Origin of the sequence: Gallibacterium melopsittaci (genome assembly GCF_042433085.1) — a bacterium.
In the GTDB taxonomy this organism is placed as follows: domain Bacteria; phylum Pseudomonadota; class Gammaproteobacteria; order Enterobacterales; family Pasteurellaceae; genus Gallibacterium; species Gallibacterium melopsittaci.
Genome location: NZ_JBHLWA010000008.1, coordinates 1 through 16,888, shown reverse-complemented (window position 1 = coordinate 16,888; position 16,888 = coordinate 1). Strand labels below are relative to the sequence as shown.

Genomic DNA, 16,888 nt, shown 5'->3' with positions numbered 1-16,888 from the left:
TATTAACATCTCTAAAATTGGTGTCTTACGCCCTACTGCTGCACCAAAAATCAAGTTAAAAAGCACTATTTTGTGATTGATAAAGACAAAACAGCAAATGTGTTAATTGCCCACAAAAAAATGCTCCTTATTATTCCATTTTATCGGCCTTTTGCAAAGCTAAAGATCCTTAATTTCCTATCACTTACTGTGAAAAAAATTGCGTAATTTTTCGCAACTCCTGATGCTTAATGGTATGATACGCCGAATTTTTTAAGGTTAGAGAAATTATGAGTCATTCTGAAAATAATGTAATTAATGCGAATGTCCGTTTTGTGACGATTGAAAGCGATGAGGATCAACAACGCATCGATAATTATTTATTAGCCAAATTAAAAGGTGTACCCAAAAGTTTAATCTATCGCATTATTCGTAAAGGTGAAGTACGGGTAAATAAAGGTCGAGTCAAACCTGAATATAAATTACAAGCGGGTGATATAGTGCGAATCCCACCAGTAAGAGTGAGTGAAAAAACCGACACTGTTCCCGTTTCCACCAAACTTAATAAAGTGAGTGAACTAGAACAACAAATCTTATTTGAAGATGATCAACTCCTAATAATCAATAAGCCTTCTGGTATTGCGGTACATGGTGGCAGCGGTTTAAGTTTTGGGGTAATCGAAGCATTACGCGCTTTACGTCCACAAGCAAAATTTCTCGAACTGGTACACCGTTTAGACCGTGATACTTCAGGGATTTTATTGGTTGCGAAAAAACGTTCTGCCTTACGCAATTTGCATGAGCAGTTACGTGAAAAAACAATCCAAAAAGATTATTTGGCATTAGTTAGAGGTGAATGGCAATCACACTGCAAAGTGATCAAAGCACCGCTATTAAAGAATGAATTATCTAGTGGCGAACGTATTGTTAAAGTCAGCGATCAAGGCAAGCCATCTGAAACCCGTTTTAGGGTAGAAGAACGTTTTAGTTTTGCAACGTTAGTGAAAGCCTCTCCTGTTACAGGTCGAACACATCAAATTCGGGTACATACACAATATGCTGGACATCCAATTGCGTTTGATAGCAAATACGGTAACAAGGAATTTGATCAACAACTTGCACCATTTGGCTTACAGCGACTTTTTTTACACGCTTACTCCATTCGTTTTACTCACCCTAAAAGCGGAGAGGAAATGGTTGTTCAAGCACCATTGGATAAAGCGTGTAAGCAGTTGTTAGTACAATTAAGAAACTTAACTCAATATTCCTAGTTAAAGCTGACTGCTAATAAGGATAATTTTAAGAATAGGTGTAGGTTAGCGCTTATCCAACTATCCAACATTAGTTTGTTGACAACGTCAGCTTAATTAAATGTTAGTTTATTTTTCACTAAATTTTAGCTTTAGGTTTCGACCTAAAGTTGGATTTAAAAATTCGGCTACACAATTTCCCCATTCTGCAAATAAAAAGTAGCTCCTTCTTGCCAATGAGGTTGTTGGAGTTGTTCAGGGGTAATGGCGGTAATAATCACTTGCGATTGGCTTTCTTTAAGACGCTGTGCCAATAATGCTCGTTTATTCGGATCCAATTCTGAAGCAAAATCATCAATTAAAAAAATACAACGCCGTTGTTGCTCACGCATTAAATGTTCACCTTGTGCTAAGCGCAAGGCACACATTAATAATTTCAACTGCCCACGAGAAAGAATATCTTCTGCTGGCAAACCATTGGCTTTAAATTTAAAATCCGCTCGTTGTGGTCCTGACATCGTGTAACCAACTGCTTGATCACGTTGAAAATTTGCTGCCAAAACCTCTGCATAATCTTGATCTTTCGTCCAGCCTTGATAAAACTGGGTATCAATTTCGACTTCAGGCAAAAATAGCCGACAAGTCGCCTCAATTTCTGCCTTTAATGTTTCGGCATACTGCTCACGCCAAGTACTAATTTGATGTGCGATCTGCTGCAACTGCTGATCCCAAATCTTAATTTGGGCATATTCATTGACTTGCTGTAATGCCGCATTACGTTGTTTCAACAAGCGATTCATCATTGACCATAACTGATGAAAGTTTGGTTCAAGATGAAATAGTCCCCAATCCAGAAATGCTCGGCGATAACTTGGTCCACCATTAATTAAAGTAAGTCCTTCAGGGGTAATTAATTGCATTGGCAAGAGATGGGCTAAATCAGAAATTTTATTACCATCTTCACCATTAATCCGAATCGTACTTTCACCTTGGCGAGTTTTCTGTAATCCAACTGACCAGCTTGCTTGTTGATCTTCTATCTTTGCATATAGCGTAAACGCAGTTTGTTCATACTGAATCACTCGACTGATCACAGAACTTTTAAAGGAACGTCCATGCCCTAAAAAATAGATCGCTTCTAAAAGACTCGTTTTCCCACTGCCATTATGTCCAATCAAAAAATTAAAGCCTGAGTTTAAGGCTAAACTCACGGCTTTAAGATTTCTAAAATGTTGAATATTGAGTTGAGATAAAGCCATAACTACAGACGCATTGGCATAATCACATATTCTGCATTGCTTTCTTCACAATCTTCCATTAAACAACTGGAAGTTGCATCCGTTAAACGAATACGCACAGATTTACATTTCAACGCATTGAGTACATCAAGGATATAGCTTACATTGAAACCCACTTCCATTGGTTCACCTGTATAACTAACATCGATCACTTCTTCTGCTTCTTCCTGATCTGGATTTTGCGCTAAGATTTTTAATTGATTTGCTTCAATAATTAAACGTACACCACGGAAACGTTCATTAGATAAAATTGCTGCTCGAACACAAGCCTGCTTTAATGAGTTCCAATCCACTTCTAAAATACGATCTGCATTGCGTGGTAATACTCGGCGATAATCAGGGAAACGACCATCAATGAGCTTAGAGGTAAAAATCACATTATTGAGATGCACTTGGATATTATTTTGCCCCATACGGATATGTGCGTTTTCACTGTTACTATCCAATAACCGCATTAATTCAATTACCCCTTTGCGTGGCACGATAATCGCGTAATCTGGCACATTTTGTGCTAATTGAATTCCACAAACCGCTAAACGGTGTCCATCTGTTGCCACCGTTCTTAACACATTACTTTCAGTTTCAAATTTCATCCCATTTAAGAAATAACGGGCATCTTGATTCGCCATAGAAAATTGCGTTGCTTCCATTACTCGGCGTAACACGGATTGTTCCAAACTAAATTCGACATCAATATCTAGCTGTGTCAGATTTGGATAACTATCTGCTGGCAAAGTCGCTAAATTAAATTTACTACGTTCAGCGGTAACTAATACACGATCATTTTCATAATTTACGGTAATTTCAGCATCATCATTTAATGAACGGCAAATATCTAAGAATTTGCGTGCTGGGATCGTAAATACGCCATCCTCACTAGAGGAAGTTAATTGCACAAAAGTAGAAAGTTCTACTTCAAGATCTGATCCAGTTAACGTCAAACGATCGCCTGCAATTTTCACCAAAATATTATTTAATACAGGCAAAGATGGACGACTACTTAAAACACCGCATACTTGCTGTAAAGGTTTTAATAAATTTTCTCTTGCTACGATAAATTGCATATGTCCACCTTAAGTTGATAATGTTCTGATCAGATTTGCATAATCTTCACTGGTATTATTGTCTGAATCACGTAATTCGGCGATCTTACGACATGCATGTAATACTGTTGTATGATCACGATCGCCAAATGCTCGCCCGATTTCTGGCAAACTATGATTAGTTAATTCTTTCGCTAATGCCATCGCCATTTGACGAGGACGTACAACCGAGCGTGCCTTGCTTTTCGACTTTAAATCAGCCACTTTAATCCGATAGCGTTCCGCCACCACTTTTTGAATATTATCTAGCGTCACTGAACGATCATGTACTGCCAACATATCTTTTAGTGTTTCACGCACAAAATCGATAGTAATTGGTTGCCCCGTAAAATTAGCATTAGCACTTACTCGGTTTAATGCACCTTCTAATTCACGCACATTAGTTCGTAATTTTTGTCCAATAAAAAATGCCACTTCTTCAGGCAAGACAATATTACTCTCTTCTGCTTTCTTCAATAAAATAGCTACCCGTGTTTCCAACTCTGGCGGTTCAATCGCTACACTTAACCCCCAGTTAAAACGAGATTTTAGCCGTTCTTCGATTTTATCAATCTCTTTTGGATAACGATCCGAGGTTAAAATGATCTGTCTGCCACCTTCAAATAAGCTATTGAAAGTATGGAAAAATTCCTCTTGTGAACCTTCTTTACCTGCAAAAAATTGAATATCATCAATTAATAACGCATCTAATGAACGATAGAATTTTTTAAATTTATCAATACTTTCTGTTTTTAACGCTTTAACCAATTCTTGTACAAAACGTTCAGAATGGATATAAACCACTTTAGCATCTGGTTTATTTTTCAAGATTCCATTACCAATCGCGTGCAATAAGTGAGTTTTGCCTAATCCAGTGCCACCATATAAAAAGAGAGGGTTATAACCTTCATCGCCAATTTTTTCTGCTACTTTTTGTGCTACAACACGGGCTAATTGGTTAGATTTACCTTGTACGAAATTATGAAATTCATACTTAGGATTTAAATTCGTTTTAAATTTACCTGTTTGATTGCTTACAGGTTGAACAGTCTCACCAGTTTGTACTACTCCCATTATTGGAACTGCTTCTTTAACAGGGCGAGTTCCTTCACGAACTCGCACACTAAATTGAGGATCCGCAGTTAAAAAATGAACAATTTCTTCAATTTGGGCTAAATATTTATCTTGCACCCAATCACGCACAAATCGATTTGGCGCATAAAGTACCATTGTATTTTCTGAAATATCTGCTTGTAGTGGACGAATCCAAGTGCTGAAGTCAAGCTGGCTAATTTTATCTTGCAGCTGTAAAAGGCAACTTTGCCAAAGAGAAGATAATCTGTGCTGTTCCATAGGTATGTTATGCTAATTGTTATCAAAAATTTTCAATGATCCATCTAAAACCGATGGTTATCATACAATAAACTCGGATTAAGATCTTCCCAAAAGATCAATTTTTCTCGAGGAGTTTTTTATCATCTTCAAACACTAAGGTTGCGAACATTCTGTTTTCTACGATGCGAAGTGATAAAAAGTGAATTTTTCTGTTTATCTATTTGACGAAAAGCAAATTTCTGATTAGAATTGCGTCCTCTTTTTATTGTAACTTTTTGTTTTAATATCTATGGCTTTACTCAAAGTACATTTGAGTTATGCCTTTAATTTGTATTAAAACGTCAATTTATTAGGTAGATTAGAAAATGAAACGTACTTTCCAACCTTCTGTATTAAAACGTAGCCGCACTCACGGTTTCCGTGCTCGTATGGCAACTAAAAAAGGTCGCCAAGTTTTAGCTCGTCGCCGTGCTAAAGGTCGTGCACGTTTAAGTGCATAATCTGCTGATCCACGAGTGTCTAAGCTAGGATTTTCAAGGGAGTTACGTCTGCTAACTCCCGTTCAATTTAACTTCGTATTTCAACAACCTTTCAGGGCTTCTTTACCTGAAATTTCTATTATTGCTCGTCCCAATACACTCCAACATCCTCGATTAGGTTTAACTGTTGCCAAAAAATATGTAAAGCGTGCTAATCAACGTAATCGAATTAAACGTGTTTGTCGTGAAAGTTTCCGTTTACAACAACACCAATTACCAAGTTATGACTTTATTATTATTGCACGTAAAGGGATAGGCGAATTAGATAATGCGTTGTTATTTAAAGCGTTGGATAAATTATGGCAACGACATCTACGTTTCTCAAAAAAATCTTAATTGGGTTAATCCGCTTGTATCAGCTCTTTATTAGTCCATTAATTGGTCCACGTTGTCGCTTCACGCCAACTTGTTCTCAATATGGTATAGAAGCAATTCAACTACACGGAGTGATAAAAGGGGGTTGGCTTACTGTGAAGCGTATATTAAAATGTCATCCTTTTGGTTCATCAGGGTATGACCCTGTGCCACCTATTGATAATCATAAACCACAGAGAAAAAAATAATGGATTCAAGACGTAGTTTACTTGTCATTGCGTTATTGTTTATTTCATTTCTTATCTATCAACAATGGGAAATTGATAACAATCCGCAATTAGCTCAACAAAACCAACAAGCACAAACGCAAACTCAAGTTACTCAAACTGATACTCCAGCAAGTAGTAACAGTGCTATTCAGGATATAACCAATAACCGTCAACAAGGACGTATTATCACGATTGAAAGTGATGTATTACGTTTAAAAGTTGATACCCTTGGTGGTGATGTTATTGAAGCACAATTATTAAAATATGGTGCAGAATTACACTCAAATACCCCATTTTCATTGTTAAAAAATACACCTGAACACGTTTATATTGCACAAAGTGGTTTAATTGGACCAAATGGCAGTGATAATGTTTCTGGTCGTGCAGATTATCAAGTAGATGGTGATCATTTCACTTTAGCAGAGGGACAAAACGAACTTACTGTTCCATTTACGTTTACTAAAGACGGCATTACTTATCGTAAAGTATTCACGCTAACACGTGATAGCTATGATGTAAAAGTTAACTTTGAAATCAACAACACCACTGCTGCACCAATTCAAGTTCAACCTTATGCACAACTAAAACATACATTAGTAGAAAGCTCAGGTAACATCGCAATGCCAACCTATACAGGTGGTGCTTATTCTTCTGCGGATACGAACTATAAAAAATATTCGTTTGATGATATGAAGAAAGCAAATTTAGACATTAAAACTAAACAAGGTTGGGCTGCTGTTTTACAACACTATTTTGCATCTGCTTGGATCCCTAACCAAGATGCTGAAAACCAACTTTATAGTTCAACGCAAGGTAATTTTGCTTATATCGGCTATCGTGGTCCAATGACAACGATTGCTAGCGGTGCTACAGATACGATTAAAAGCCAGCTTTGGGTTGGTCCTAAATTACAAAACCAAATGGAAACTGCTGCACCGCACCTTGATTTAACCGTAGATTACGGTTGGGCATGGTTTATCGCTAAACCACTCTTTAAATTATTACAAATCATTCACAACCTTGTACAAAACTGGGGTCTTGCAATTATTGGGGTAACTATTGTAGTTAAAGCAATTCTTTATCCTTTAACAAAAGCACAATATACCTCAATGGCTAAAATGCGAATGTTACAACCAAAAATTCAAGAATTACGTGAACGTTTTGGTGAAGACCGTCAAGCAATGAGTCAAGCGATGATGAAGCTTTATAAAGAAGAAAAAGTAAATCCGCTTGGTGGCTGCTTACCATTAATTCTACAAATGCCAATTTTTATCGCGTTATATTGGACTTTCTTAGAAGCAGTAGAATTACGACACGCGCCATTCTTTGGTTGGATTCAAGACTTGTCTGCACAAGATCCATATTACATCCTACCGTTATTAATGGGTGCATCTATGTTCTTATTACAAAAAATGTCGCCAACACCTGTTGCAGATCCTATGCAACAAAAAGTGATGACATTTATGCCAGTAATGTTTACTTTCTTCTTCCTTTGGTTCCCTTCAGGTCTAGTGCTTTACTGGGTGGTATCTAACGTCATTACCATTATCCAGCAGCAACTTATTTATCGAGGCTTGGAGAAGAAAGGTTTACATACACGTAAAAAATAAGATTTAAACAAATAAGGCATCTTCTACAAGATGCCTTAAATTTATGCAAAACTGAATTCATTTAGTAAAAATAACTATGGTACAAACAGAAACAATTGTTGCACAAGCAACTCCTCCAGGTCGTGGAGGAATCGGTATTTTACGTATTTCAGGACCTCTGGCGAGTGAAGTCGCACAGCAGGTTTTAGGGAAATGCCCGAAACCGAGAATGGCAGATTATTTACCTTTTAAAGATAGTGATGGAACAATTCTTGATCAGGGTATCGCCCTCTTCTTTAAAGCACCGAATTCTTTTACTGGTGAAGATGTTCTAGAGCTACAAGGACATGGTGGGCAAGTTATTCTCGATATTTTATTAAAACGTATACTACAAATTCATGGCGTACGTTTAGCTCGACCTGGTGAATTTTCTGAACAGGCTTTTTTAAATGATAAAATCGATTTAGCACAAGCAGAAGCGATCGCTGATCTGATTGATGCTAGCTCAGAACAGGCAGCACGTTCTGCCTTAAAATCATTACAAGGGGAATTTTCAAAACAGATTCACCAATTAGTTGATCAATTAATTTACTTGCGAACCTACGTTGAAGCGGCGATTGATTTTCCTGATGAAGAAATTGATTTTCTCGCCGATGGTAAAATTGAAAATTTATTAAACCAAATTATCCAACAGGTCGATAATGTACAAGCACAAGCTAAGCAAGGATCTTTACTGCGTGAAGGTATGAAAGTCGTTATTGCAGGGCGACCAAATGCAGGTAAATCTAGCTTATTAAATGCACTTGCAGGTAGAGAAGCAGCGATTGTGACTGATATTGCAGGAACGACTCGTGATGTCTTACGCGAACATATTCATTTAGATGGAATGCCGTTGCATATTATTGATACAGCAGGTTTACGCATAGCTACTGATGAAGTAGAACGGATTGGTATTGAACGTGCATGGCAAGAAATTGAACAAGCTGATCGTGTCTTATTTATGCTTGATAGTACTACCACAAAAGAAACTTTACCTGAAAAAATCTGGCCTGACTTTATGTCAAAATTACCGCAATCTATGCCAGTAACGATTATCCGCAATAAAGCAGATCTGAGTGGTGAAACAAAGGGTATTTCATTAGAAAATGGTTATACTACTGTTACCTTATCGGCAAAAACACAACAAGGGATTCAATTACTCAAAGAGCATCTTAAAGAGAGTATTGGATATCAGACTGTGACTGAAGGTGGTTTCCTTGCACGCCGCCGTCATTTAGAGGCATTAAATCAAGCAGCTGAACACTTACAATGTGGTCACGTCCAACTCACTCAATTCTATGCTGGTGAATTATTAGCAGAAGAATTAAAAATGGCACAAAACGCATTAAGTGAAATTACTGGGGAATTCACTTCAGATGATTTACTCGGTAATATTTTCAGTTCTTTTTGTATTGGAAAATAAAAAGTGTGTGGTATTTAATACCACACTTTTTAATTTAATTATTATTAAAAATAGAATAATAAAGTTATATATTTTAAATTGCTTATAAAGCTATTATGGATAATAACAATTTAATGTACTTTCTTATGATATTTAATTTTTGGAGAGTGATGTACTTTCATTACTTTTTTTCCTGGCGTACCTGGCTTAATTAAAATCACCTTTGATTTATTGATACTTCTATAACGAGAATCATGTAATACACAACCACTCAATATTGTTGCTAATAATGTAATAACTAATAATTTTTTCATATATACCTACTCTTCTTGGATTGTTTTTCATAGGATTCTAAAAATAAAAAAACAAACCAGCAAATAATTATTCCTTACCATAACTACATCGAATTAAAAGAAATATTATTCTCGTTACTTATCCACTAATAAAAAGGTGAACTTAATATTGTTTCCATAGAAACAATTTATAGTTCACCTAATTAATCAATCTTAATATATCACTTTAATTCTGATAACTTTCACTTAAGCCTTGTTCTGCTAAAGTTTCATCACGATCTTTTGCTGAAACTCGTAAACGTGCAAAATAATCTTTCGTTTCTGCAACAATGACTTTTCGTAAACCAATTAATGCAATTAAATTTGGAATTGCCATTAAGCCATTTACTATATCAGCTAAACTCCAAATAATATCTAATTTAATAAATGCACCACCAGCAATTAATAAAATAAAACAGGTACGGAAAATCTTAATTCCTTTAATACCAGTTAAATATACAAAACAGCGTTCGCCGTAATAACACCACCCGAGAATAGTTGTAAAGGCAAAAAAGAGTAATCCAATCGTAACAATAGTTGCCCCAACACTATGCCCTAATCCTTGCGCAAAAGCTAAATTCGTGACTGCTGCCCCTTCAATTGGTGACTGCCATACGCCAGTGACCACAATCACTAACCCTGTCATCGTACAAATAATAATAGTATCGAAGAATGTACCTGTCATAGAGATTAAACCTTGACGCACAGGTTCTTCTGTTTGAGCCGCTGCTGCCGCAATTGGTGCACTTCCTAATCCAGATTCATTAGAGAATATACCTCTCGCCATTCCCGACTGAATCGCTTTTAACACTGTAAAACCAATCGCACCACCTAAAGCAGCTTCTGGATTAAAAGCACTATGAATAATTAATGCAAATGCATCTGGGATAACTTGCCAATTTAGCACTAAGATAACAACTGATGTCCCCACATAAAGCACAGCCATAAATGGCACAATTAACGAAGAAACAACAGCAATACGATTTACGCCACCAAGAATGATCATTGCAACTAATACAGTCATTACAATCGCTGTGATGATTGTCGATACACCAAAAGTGTCATTCATTGCATGCGTAATTGCATTAATTTGTGGGAAAGTTCCAATACCAAAGAAAGCGACCAATACACCAAAAATAGCAAATAAATTGGCTAACCACTTAACGCCTAATCCACGCTCAATGTAATACATTGGACCGCCAGACATAAATCCATTCTTATCTTTAGTACGATATTTAACCGCTAATAAGCATTCTGCATATTTGGTTGACATACCAAAAAATGCCACAATCCACATCCAAAAAATCGCACCTGGACCACCTGCTTGAATAGCAGTAGCTACCCCAACAATATTCCCTGTTCCGATAGTTGCAGATAACGCGGTACATAACGCCGCAAACGCAGAGACATCTCCCGCACCAGTGTTCCCTTTTTTGAAAATATAACGTAATGCTCGAGGCAATGCCCAAATTTGCAAAAAACCTAAGCGAAAACTGAAATAAATACCAGTTCCACCTAATAAAATCAGTAATGGTGGCCCCCAAACAAAGCTGTCTATTGCAGCCAATATTTGATTAAAACTCATGACTTCCTCGTAAATAAAAATGCTAAATACAAGGAGTAGAAAAGAATAAAAAGAAATATCGTAATAATACGATAAATGTGAAATGAAATTTGTTCTTTCCTGCCCCTGTCCTTTTGCCTGAGCGTTTCAAAAATCTACTGATTTTTTTGCGCCTTCGGCGTCCGTTTAAAACGGATCTCTCCAAGGGTTCGTCCAGTAACAGTCCATGCTGTAAACAGCGCCTGAAAGAGTTTACCTCGTCGGCGTAGAGTCAATTCTCTACTCTCCAGCTACCTTCATCCGAACTCGGTTCTAATGAAACCAAGCGAAATTCTAACAACTTCTCTATACTAGCTCAAGCCGTATAGCCTATCTTTCTATAATAATTTTACTAAACGGTTTAAATCAGCCTGAATCGCACCAGCTGTCATTTTTACGCCTGCACTTGGACCGTGAATCACTAACGGATTATCGCGATACCATAGACTTTTAATCAGGAACAGATTTTCACCTGGCAATACTCGACTAATTGGGTCATCTTGCCCACAAATTTCTAAACCAATTTTTGATTGTCCATTCGCCAAGAAACGTACCACATAACGCAACGTACCATGCTCCTCTTTAGCATCGTGATAATGTTCTTGGATTAATGGATCAATTTCATGTAACTGTTCAAAAAAATCCGTCAAAGGTAAATTTAGCATTGATTCAGGAATTAAAGATTCAACTTTAATTGCAGTGCGATCTAAATCATAGCCCGCCGTTCTTGCGACGATTAATAACTTACGCAACGCATCTAAACCACATAAATCTTCCCGTGGATCACGCTCCGTCATTCCCTGTTGCCAAGCTTGTTCCAGTAACATTGAAAATGGCACCGTACCATCATATTGATAAAATAACCAAGCTAGTGTACTCGAAAAAGTACCTTCAATTGATAAGATGGTATCACCGCTTTCAACAAGATCATGCACAGTTGTATTAATTGGCAAACCACCGCCTACAGTTGCGTTATATAACCAATAACTTCCAGATTGCAAAAAGGCAGCTTCAATTTGATGGTAAGTATCAAGGTCAAATGCAGCAGCACGTTTATTCGCACTAATCACATGGAAACCATATTTTGCATAATCAGCATAGTGTGCGGCTACTTGATCACTATTCGTAAAATCTAAAATAACCAATTCATCAAAAGGATGCATACTCATCCATTGCAATAATTCTTCTGATACAAACTCTCTTCCAAACTGCTCAAACTGATTATCCCAATTATTTTCTTTGATTTGCGGCAATAAACCTTGATGGTCAAGCCACGCTTTCTGACTGGAAACAATCCCAATTAATGAGAAATCAAAATGGCTGCGTGCCGCAATTTTTTCTTGTTCTTGACGAAATAAGTTAACCCACGTTTTCGCTACTTCACCTTTACCTAAAACCACTAAACCTACTGTTTTATGGGCTCTAAATAGATCGTCATGTACATTACGCAATAACTCTCTTGTTACTGATTGTCGTAAAATAGCAACTACACTGATATTCTCTTCTGATTGCCACATAAATTCTAATGGCTGAGTTTTCAACATTTGTGAGAAACGCAGCATCTGTAACGAATTTTGGCAAACTCCCGCACCAACAATTCCTAATAAAGCTAAATCATAGCGAATCGAGATAGAATCTGTGATCAGTGGCAACTGCTTAAATTGTATAAATGCCGTGTCAATATATTCATTAGTATAAACTAAACGCAATGTACGGCTACTTTCAATAAATTGTTCAACAAGCGCTTCTAATTGATTGTCTTGCAACCAGGTACGGAAACGTTGCAGCCAACTTTGTAACACTTGATTTTGGGGAATAACTAACTCAATCCAACCAATTTGATTATGGAATGTAACGATTTTTGCTTGAGCCGAAGATGAATAGATATGTTCAACTCGCGTTGTTCCTTCATTTGGTTTTAAGCTACTGCGTAACTGTAATTTTAATTTAAACTCTTTAACGGGTTCTAACGTACGACTGTGTAATACTGGTGCCCCTAATCTGGCTAGTTCATTAGCTTCATCTAGACGTACTAGTGGCAATAAAGTCGCATTCTTAACATATCGTGGATCAGCCGAATAAACACCAGCCACATCACTCCAAATAGTCACATTCTCTATATCAGCTAAACCAGCAATTTGTGTTGCCGAATAGTCAGAACCATTACGTCCAAGCAATACTGTTTCACCATCTGAATTACGGCTAATAAACCCAGTAATAATTAAACGTTTATCTGGATTGGCTTCCAGAATTGGTTGTAAACGTCTTTTACTTGGTGCCACTCGCACTTTAGGTAATACTGTACGCTCTGCCACCATAAAATCACGTGCATCAACAAATACTGATGGGATCCCTTGTTGATTAAGATATGCTGTCACTAAACGAGTTGACCAAATTTCTCCGTGACCAACAACTTCAGCATAGATTGCCTCGTTAAACGGTTTATCTAATAATGAGGATAAGTAAAGAATATCATCAACAAAGGATTGGGCGATCTCTTCTGGGTGATTTAATAAGGCATTTACTAAAGAGAGATATTGATGACGCAGATTTTGTAAAATTCGATTAGCACTCACCGTATCAGTATGTGACGCTTCAACCCATTCAATCAGCAAATTAGTTGTTTTACCTATTGCCGAGATCACAATAATATCGTTTTCTTTACTGTAATTTTGGATAATTGAGGCAACTCCTCTGATACAATCCACATTGGCCAAACTGCTTCCGCCAAACTTATGAACTTGATAACGAGAAACCGTCTGCATCCTTGACCTCCTTATTTATGGCAATAGACAGAAACGCTGCGTATTCTAACACAATCCCGATATAACACTGCACAACAAAATAGTAGCAATTAAGAAATCTAGATGTCTTTAAGGCTAGATTGTCATCATGTGTAATTTTGATTAAAATACTACACATTGTGTGGAATTTAGAGGGGATTCATCATGGCTGATTGGGATGGCAAATATATTAGTCCTTATGCAGAACACGGTAAAAAAAGTGAACAAGTAAAAAAAATTACAGTATCTATTCCAATTAAAGTATTGGAAATCTTAACTAATGAACGTACTCGTCGCCAAATTCGCAATCTCCGCCACGCAACTAATAGCGAGTTACTCTGTGAAGCCTTCTTGCATGCGTTTACAGGCCAACCATTACCAACTGATGAAGATCTATTAAAAGACAGACATGATGAAATCCCTGAAGATGCTAAAGTATTAATGCGCGAAAAAGGCATCGATCCTGATAAATGGGAATACTAATTTACTAATTTTATTAAAAAATAGTGGTGCTGTTTCTAAGATGGCACCATTATTTTTATTCATTTTTTATCCCAACAAATACTTTGATATACATCAAACAACATATGTTGATTGTTAGTTAGAATCATTTTCCCATAAACAATGTTAGGAATATTTCTTATTTAGATTTAGAATAAGCTATCGGAATTTAATAAGAAGTTAGGAAGTCGTTATTATGTCTGTTTATCCACTTCATCAATTAGCTAAACACCAACAAGCCTACATTAAAGATATTATTGATAATCCTGTATTTGGATCTCAAGATCGTTCGGTTAGTCGTCGTTTAGCAGATTTAGGTTTTTCTTCACATCGTCCCGTTACTATTATTGCCAAAGGACTACTCGGAAAAGGTCCTTATGTTGTTCGCCTTGATAATCATTCACAATTTTCTTTACGCAAGGCTGAAGCAGAAAAAATTCTTTGTTACCTAAAATAATATGTTGTTATGACAAATCATCTTAATATTGCTTTGATTGGCCCACCAAATTGTGGGAAAACTGTTTTATTTAATGCACTAACTGGTTCTAATGCACGAATTGCAAATTATCCTGGTGTAACAGTAGATAGACGAGAAGGTACTTTACTGGGTCATCAGAATATTTCTATTCTTGACCTGCCTGGTACATATAGCTTACATACTACCAGCCCAGATGAAGAAGTTTCACGAAATGTGTTACTTGGTCATTTAGGCGATATTCCAGATGCCATTATTGCGGTAGCCGATGCGACTAATTTACGTATGACATTACGTATGGCACTTGAGTTAAAATCTCTCGGTTTACCTATGATCATATCAATTAATCTCTATGATGTTGCTGTTGCTCGTGGCTTAAAAATTAATACTGAAAAAATGAGCCAACTATTAGGTATTCCTGTAATAGATACTATTGCTGTGAGTAAAAAAGGCATTGAAAATGTTAAATATGCAGTTGAGAAACTCATTACAGAAATTAAACCAACGCACAAAATAAGTGCTGAACTTGAACAAATTACGAATAATTTAGATAGTGAACAGTTATTCAAACAAGTTGACCACCTTCTTGCTGAAACAGTGCAAAATATCAACTCATTACCTCGCTGGCATCAAACATTAGATCACATCTTTTTGCACCCAGTATGGGGATTATTAACGCTTACTATTGTTATCTTATTAATGTTCCAAGCAGTTTATGCGTGGGCAGCGCCATTTATGGATCTTATCGAAGAGGGATTTGGTTGGTTATCTGAATGGTTAGTAAATACTCTACCAGAAGGTGTTGTAAGAGATCTATTAGTTGACGGAATTGTAGCAGGAGTTAGTAGCGTATTAGTCTTCTTACCGCAAATTACTATTTTATTTGCTCTATTACTCATATTAGAAGACTCTGGTTATCTACCTCGTGGTGCCTATTTATTAGATAGCTTCCTAGCAAAAAGTGGTCTATCTGGTCGTTCTTTCATTCCTTTGTTATCGGGTTTTGCCTGTGCAGTTCCAGCCATTATGTCAGCCAGAACCATAACTGATCCTCGTGAACGTTTAGTAACCATTGCCATTGCACCATTATTAACCTGCTCTGCACGCTTGCCTGTTTATGCATTGATTATTGCAGCAGTTATTCCAAACCAAGAAGTATGGGGTGTTTTTAATTTACAAGGACTAACGTTATTTGCTCTATATGCTATTGGAGTTATTTCTGCTGGTTTTATTGCTTTTATCTTAAAACTCTTTGCAAAACATAAAGGTAAAGTACAACAATTCCCTCTTCTTATGGAATTACCGACTTATCGTGTACCGAATTTTAAACATATTCTAGTAACATTATGGGAACGAGTAAGTGCTTTCCTTAAGCGTGCTGGAACGATTATTTTTGCGTTAAGTATTATCTTATGGGTTTTGGTCAGCTTTCCATCTGCTCCTGAACAAGCAGCTGGACCTGCTATTGATTACAGTTTTGCGGGAATGCTAGGACATTTACTTCAACCAATTTTCCACCCAATTGGCTTTACTTGGGAAATGTGTATCGCAATGGTTCCAGGAATTGCTGCACGAGAAGTAGTAGTAGCCGCATTAGGTACAGTTTATGCTGTTGGTGCAGCATCTGAAGAAGCAACCCAACAATTCCTGATACCTTTAATTCATAATAGTTGGGGCTTACCAACCGCCTTATCATTCTTAGCTTGGTATGTCTATGCACCAATGTGTATGGCAACTTTAGCTGTGATCAAACGTGAAACAAAATCAACCAAGCAAACTTTGCTAATTACCCTATATCTATCGGCACTAGCTTATTTCTTTGCTTATGTTGTTTATCATATCGCACTGGGAGTCGGCTTATGATCCAATATCTTATTGTTCTTGTACTCTTTATTGCGGCTATCACTTACTTAGTACATAACTTTAAACAAAAACGTGCTAAAGGTAGTACATGCGGTGATTGTTGCCGTTGTGGTACACAAACAAAACAAAAGTCCTGTCATTAAAAAACGAAAAGAGTACCATTGTGATCTGACCCCGAAAAGTTGGACGATTATTTTAAGGACTGAATTCTGTATTGAACAGGACTCAGTCCAT

Annotated in this window: 16 protein-coding genes and 1 riboswitch; of the genes, 10 read left to right on the top strand and 6 right to left on the bottom strand. The window is 36.9% G+C overall.

The window, feature by feature from the left end; genetic code table 11:
- Positions 1-269 precede the first annotated feature (269 nt).
- The gene (gene rluC, locus ACFFHT_RS01825; RefSeq protein WP_382372911.1) at positions 270-1,250 is read left to right on the top strand and encodes a 23S rRNA pseudouridine(955/2504/2580) synthase RluC; all 981 of its coding nucleotides are present in this window, start codon (positions 270-272) and stop codon (positions 1,248-1,250) included.
- Between the two features lie 167 nt (positions 1,251-1,417).
- Here the strand turns inward: rluC and recF are convergent, their stop codons facing one another.
- From recF to dnaA, 3 genes are read right to left on the bottom strand one after another with little or no spacing between them, the layout of a single operon-like run.
- Positions 1,418-2,488, bottom strand: coding sequence for a DNA replication/repair protein RecF (gene recF / locus ACFFHT_RS01820; RefSeq protein ID WP_382372909.1), 1,071 nt, complete (start codon positions 2,486-2,488; stop codon positions 1,418-1,420).
- Positions 2,489-2,490: 2 nt separating this feature from the next.
- Positions 2,491-3,591 carry a DNA polymerase III subunit beta gene (gene dnaN / locus ACFFHT_RS01815; RefSeq protein WP_382372907.1) on the bottom strand — a complete coding sequence of 367 codons (1,101 nt, stop codon included), beginning with the start codon at positions 3,589-3,591 and terminating at the stop codon, positions 2,491-2,493.
- Positions 3,592-3,600: 9 nt separating this feature from the next.
- Complete coding sequence (dnaA, locus tag ACFFHT_RS01810) at positions 3,601-4,962, bottom strand: chromosomal replication initiator protein DnaA (protein ID WP_382372905.1); 1,362 nt, start codon at positions 4,960-4,962, stop codon at positions 3,601-3,603.
- A gap of 347 nt (positions 4,963-5,309) precedes the next feature.
- On the opposite strand from dnaA, the gene rpmH reads away from it, so the two are divergent.
- The 5 genes from rpmH (at position 5,310) to mnmE (ending at position 9,118) form a co-directional block, all read left to right on the top strand.
- Complete coding sequence (gene rpmH, locus ACFFHT_RS01805; protein ID WP_013745661.1) at positions 5,310-5,444, top strand: 50S ribosomal protein L34; 135 nt, start codon at positions 5,310-5,312, stop codon at positions 5,442-5,444.
- A 15-nt stretch (positions 5,445-5,459) separates the two neighbouring features.
- Positions 5,460-5,819: a ribonuclease P protein component gene (gene rnpA, locus ACFFHT_RS01800; RefSeq protein WP_382372903.1), complete on the top strand. Its 360-nt coding sequence runs from the start codon at positions 5,460-5,462 to the stop codon at positions 5,817-5,819.
- Positions 5,783-6,046: a membrane protein insertion efficiency factor YidD gene (yidD, locus tag ACFFHT_RS01795; RefSeq protein ID WP_382372901.1), complete on the top strand. Its 264-nt coding sequence runs from the start codon at positions 5,783-5,785 to the stop codon at positions 6,044-6,046. The genes rnpA and yidD overlap by 37 nt, the downstream gene beginning before the upstream one ends.
- Positions 6,046-7,677, top strand: a complete 1,632-nt coding sequence (gene yidC, locus ACFFHT_RS01790; protein WP_382372899.1) for a membrane protein insertase YidC — start codon at positions 6,046-6,048, stop codon at positions 7,675-7,677. The genes yidD and yidC overlap by 1 nt, the downstream gene beginning before the upstream one ends.
- A gap of 76 nt (positions 7,678-7,753) precedes the next feature.
- Complete coding sequence (gene mnmE / locus ACFFHT_RS01785; RefSeq protein WP_382372897.1) at positions 7,754-9,118, top strand: tRNA uridine-5-carboxymethylaminomethyl(34) synthesis GTPase MnmE; 1,365 nt, start codon at positions 7,754-7,756, stop codon at positions 9,116-9,118.
- 110 nt (positions 9,119-9,228) lie between these two features.
- Here mnmE and ACFFHT_RS01780 read toward each other — a convergent pair whose 3' ends face one another.
- From ACFFHT_RS01780 to metL, 3 genes are all read right to left on the bottom strand, one after another.
- Positions 9,229-9,411 carry a hypothetical protein gene (locus ACFFHT_RS01780; protein ID WP_382372895.1) on the bottom strand — a complete coding sequence of 61 codons (183 nt, stop codon included), beginning with the start codon at positions 9,409-9,411 and terminating at the stop codon, positions 9,229-9,231.
- Positions 9,412-9,616: 205 nt separating this feature from the next.
- Positions 9,617-11,014 (bottom strand): alanine/glycine:cation symporter family protein, encoded by a 1,398-nt coding sequence (locus ACFFHT_RS01775; protein WP_382372893.1) that lies wholly within the window; start codon positions 11,012-11,014, stop codon positions 9,617-9,619.
- A gap of 95 nt (positions 11,015-11,109) precedes the next feature.
- Positions 11,110-11,208, bottom strand: a riboswitch (glycine riboswitch).
- Between the two features lie 162 nt (positions 11,209-11,370).
- On the bottom strand, positions 11,371-13,797 hold the full coding sequence (gene metL, locus ACFFHT_RS01770) for a bifunctional aspartate kinase/homoserine dehydrogenase II (RefSeq protein ID WP_382372891.1): 2,427 nt from the start codon (positions 13,795-13,797) through the stop codon (positions 11,371-11,373).
- A gap of 183 nt (positions 13,798-13,980) precedes the next feature.
- Between metL and metJ the strand changes: the two genes are divergently transcribed.
- From metJ to ACFFHT_RS01750, 4 genes are all read left to right on the top strand, one after another.
- The gene (gene metJ / locus ACFFHT_RS01765; protein ID WP_065233630.1) at positions 13,981-14,298 is read left to right on the top strand and encodes a met regulon transcriptional regulator MetJ; all 318 of its coding nucleotides are present in this window, start codon (positions 13,981-13,983) and stop codon (positions 14,296-14,298) included.
- Positions 14,299-14,512: 214 nt separating this feature from the next.
- Entirely contained in the window at positions 14,513-14,773 is a 261-nt protein-coding gene (locus ACFFHT_RS01760) for a FeoA family protein (protein ID WP_065233631.1), read from the top strand.
- Positions 14,774-14,782: 9 nt separating this feature from the next.
- Positions 14,783-16,654, top strand: coding sequence for a ferrous iron transporter B (gene feoB / locus ACFFHT_RS01755; protein ID WP_382372888.1), 1,872 nt, complete (start codon positions 14,783-14,785; stop codon positions 16,652-16,654).
- The gene (locus ACFFHT_RS01750) at positions 16,651-16,797 is read left to right on the top strand and encodes a FeoB-associated Cys-rich membrane protein (protein WP_382372886.1); all 147 of its coding nucleotides are present in this window, start codon (positions 16,651-16,653) and stop codon (positions 16,795-16,797) included. The genes feoB and ACFFHT_RS01750 overlap by 4 nt, the downstream gene beginning before the upstream one ends.
- Positions 16,798-16,888: the final 91 nt, after the last annotated feature.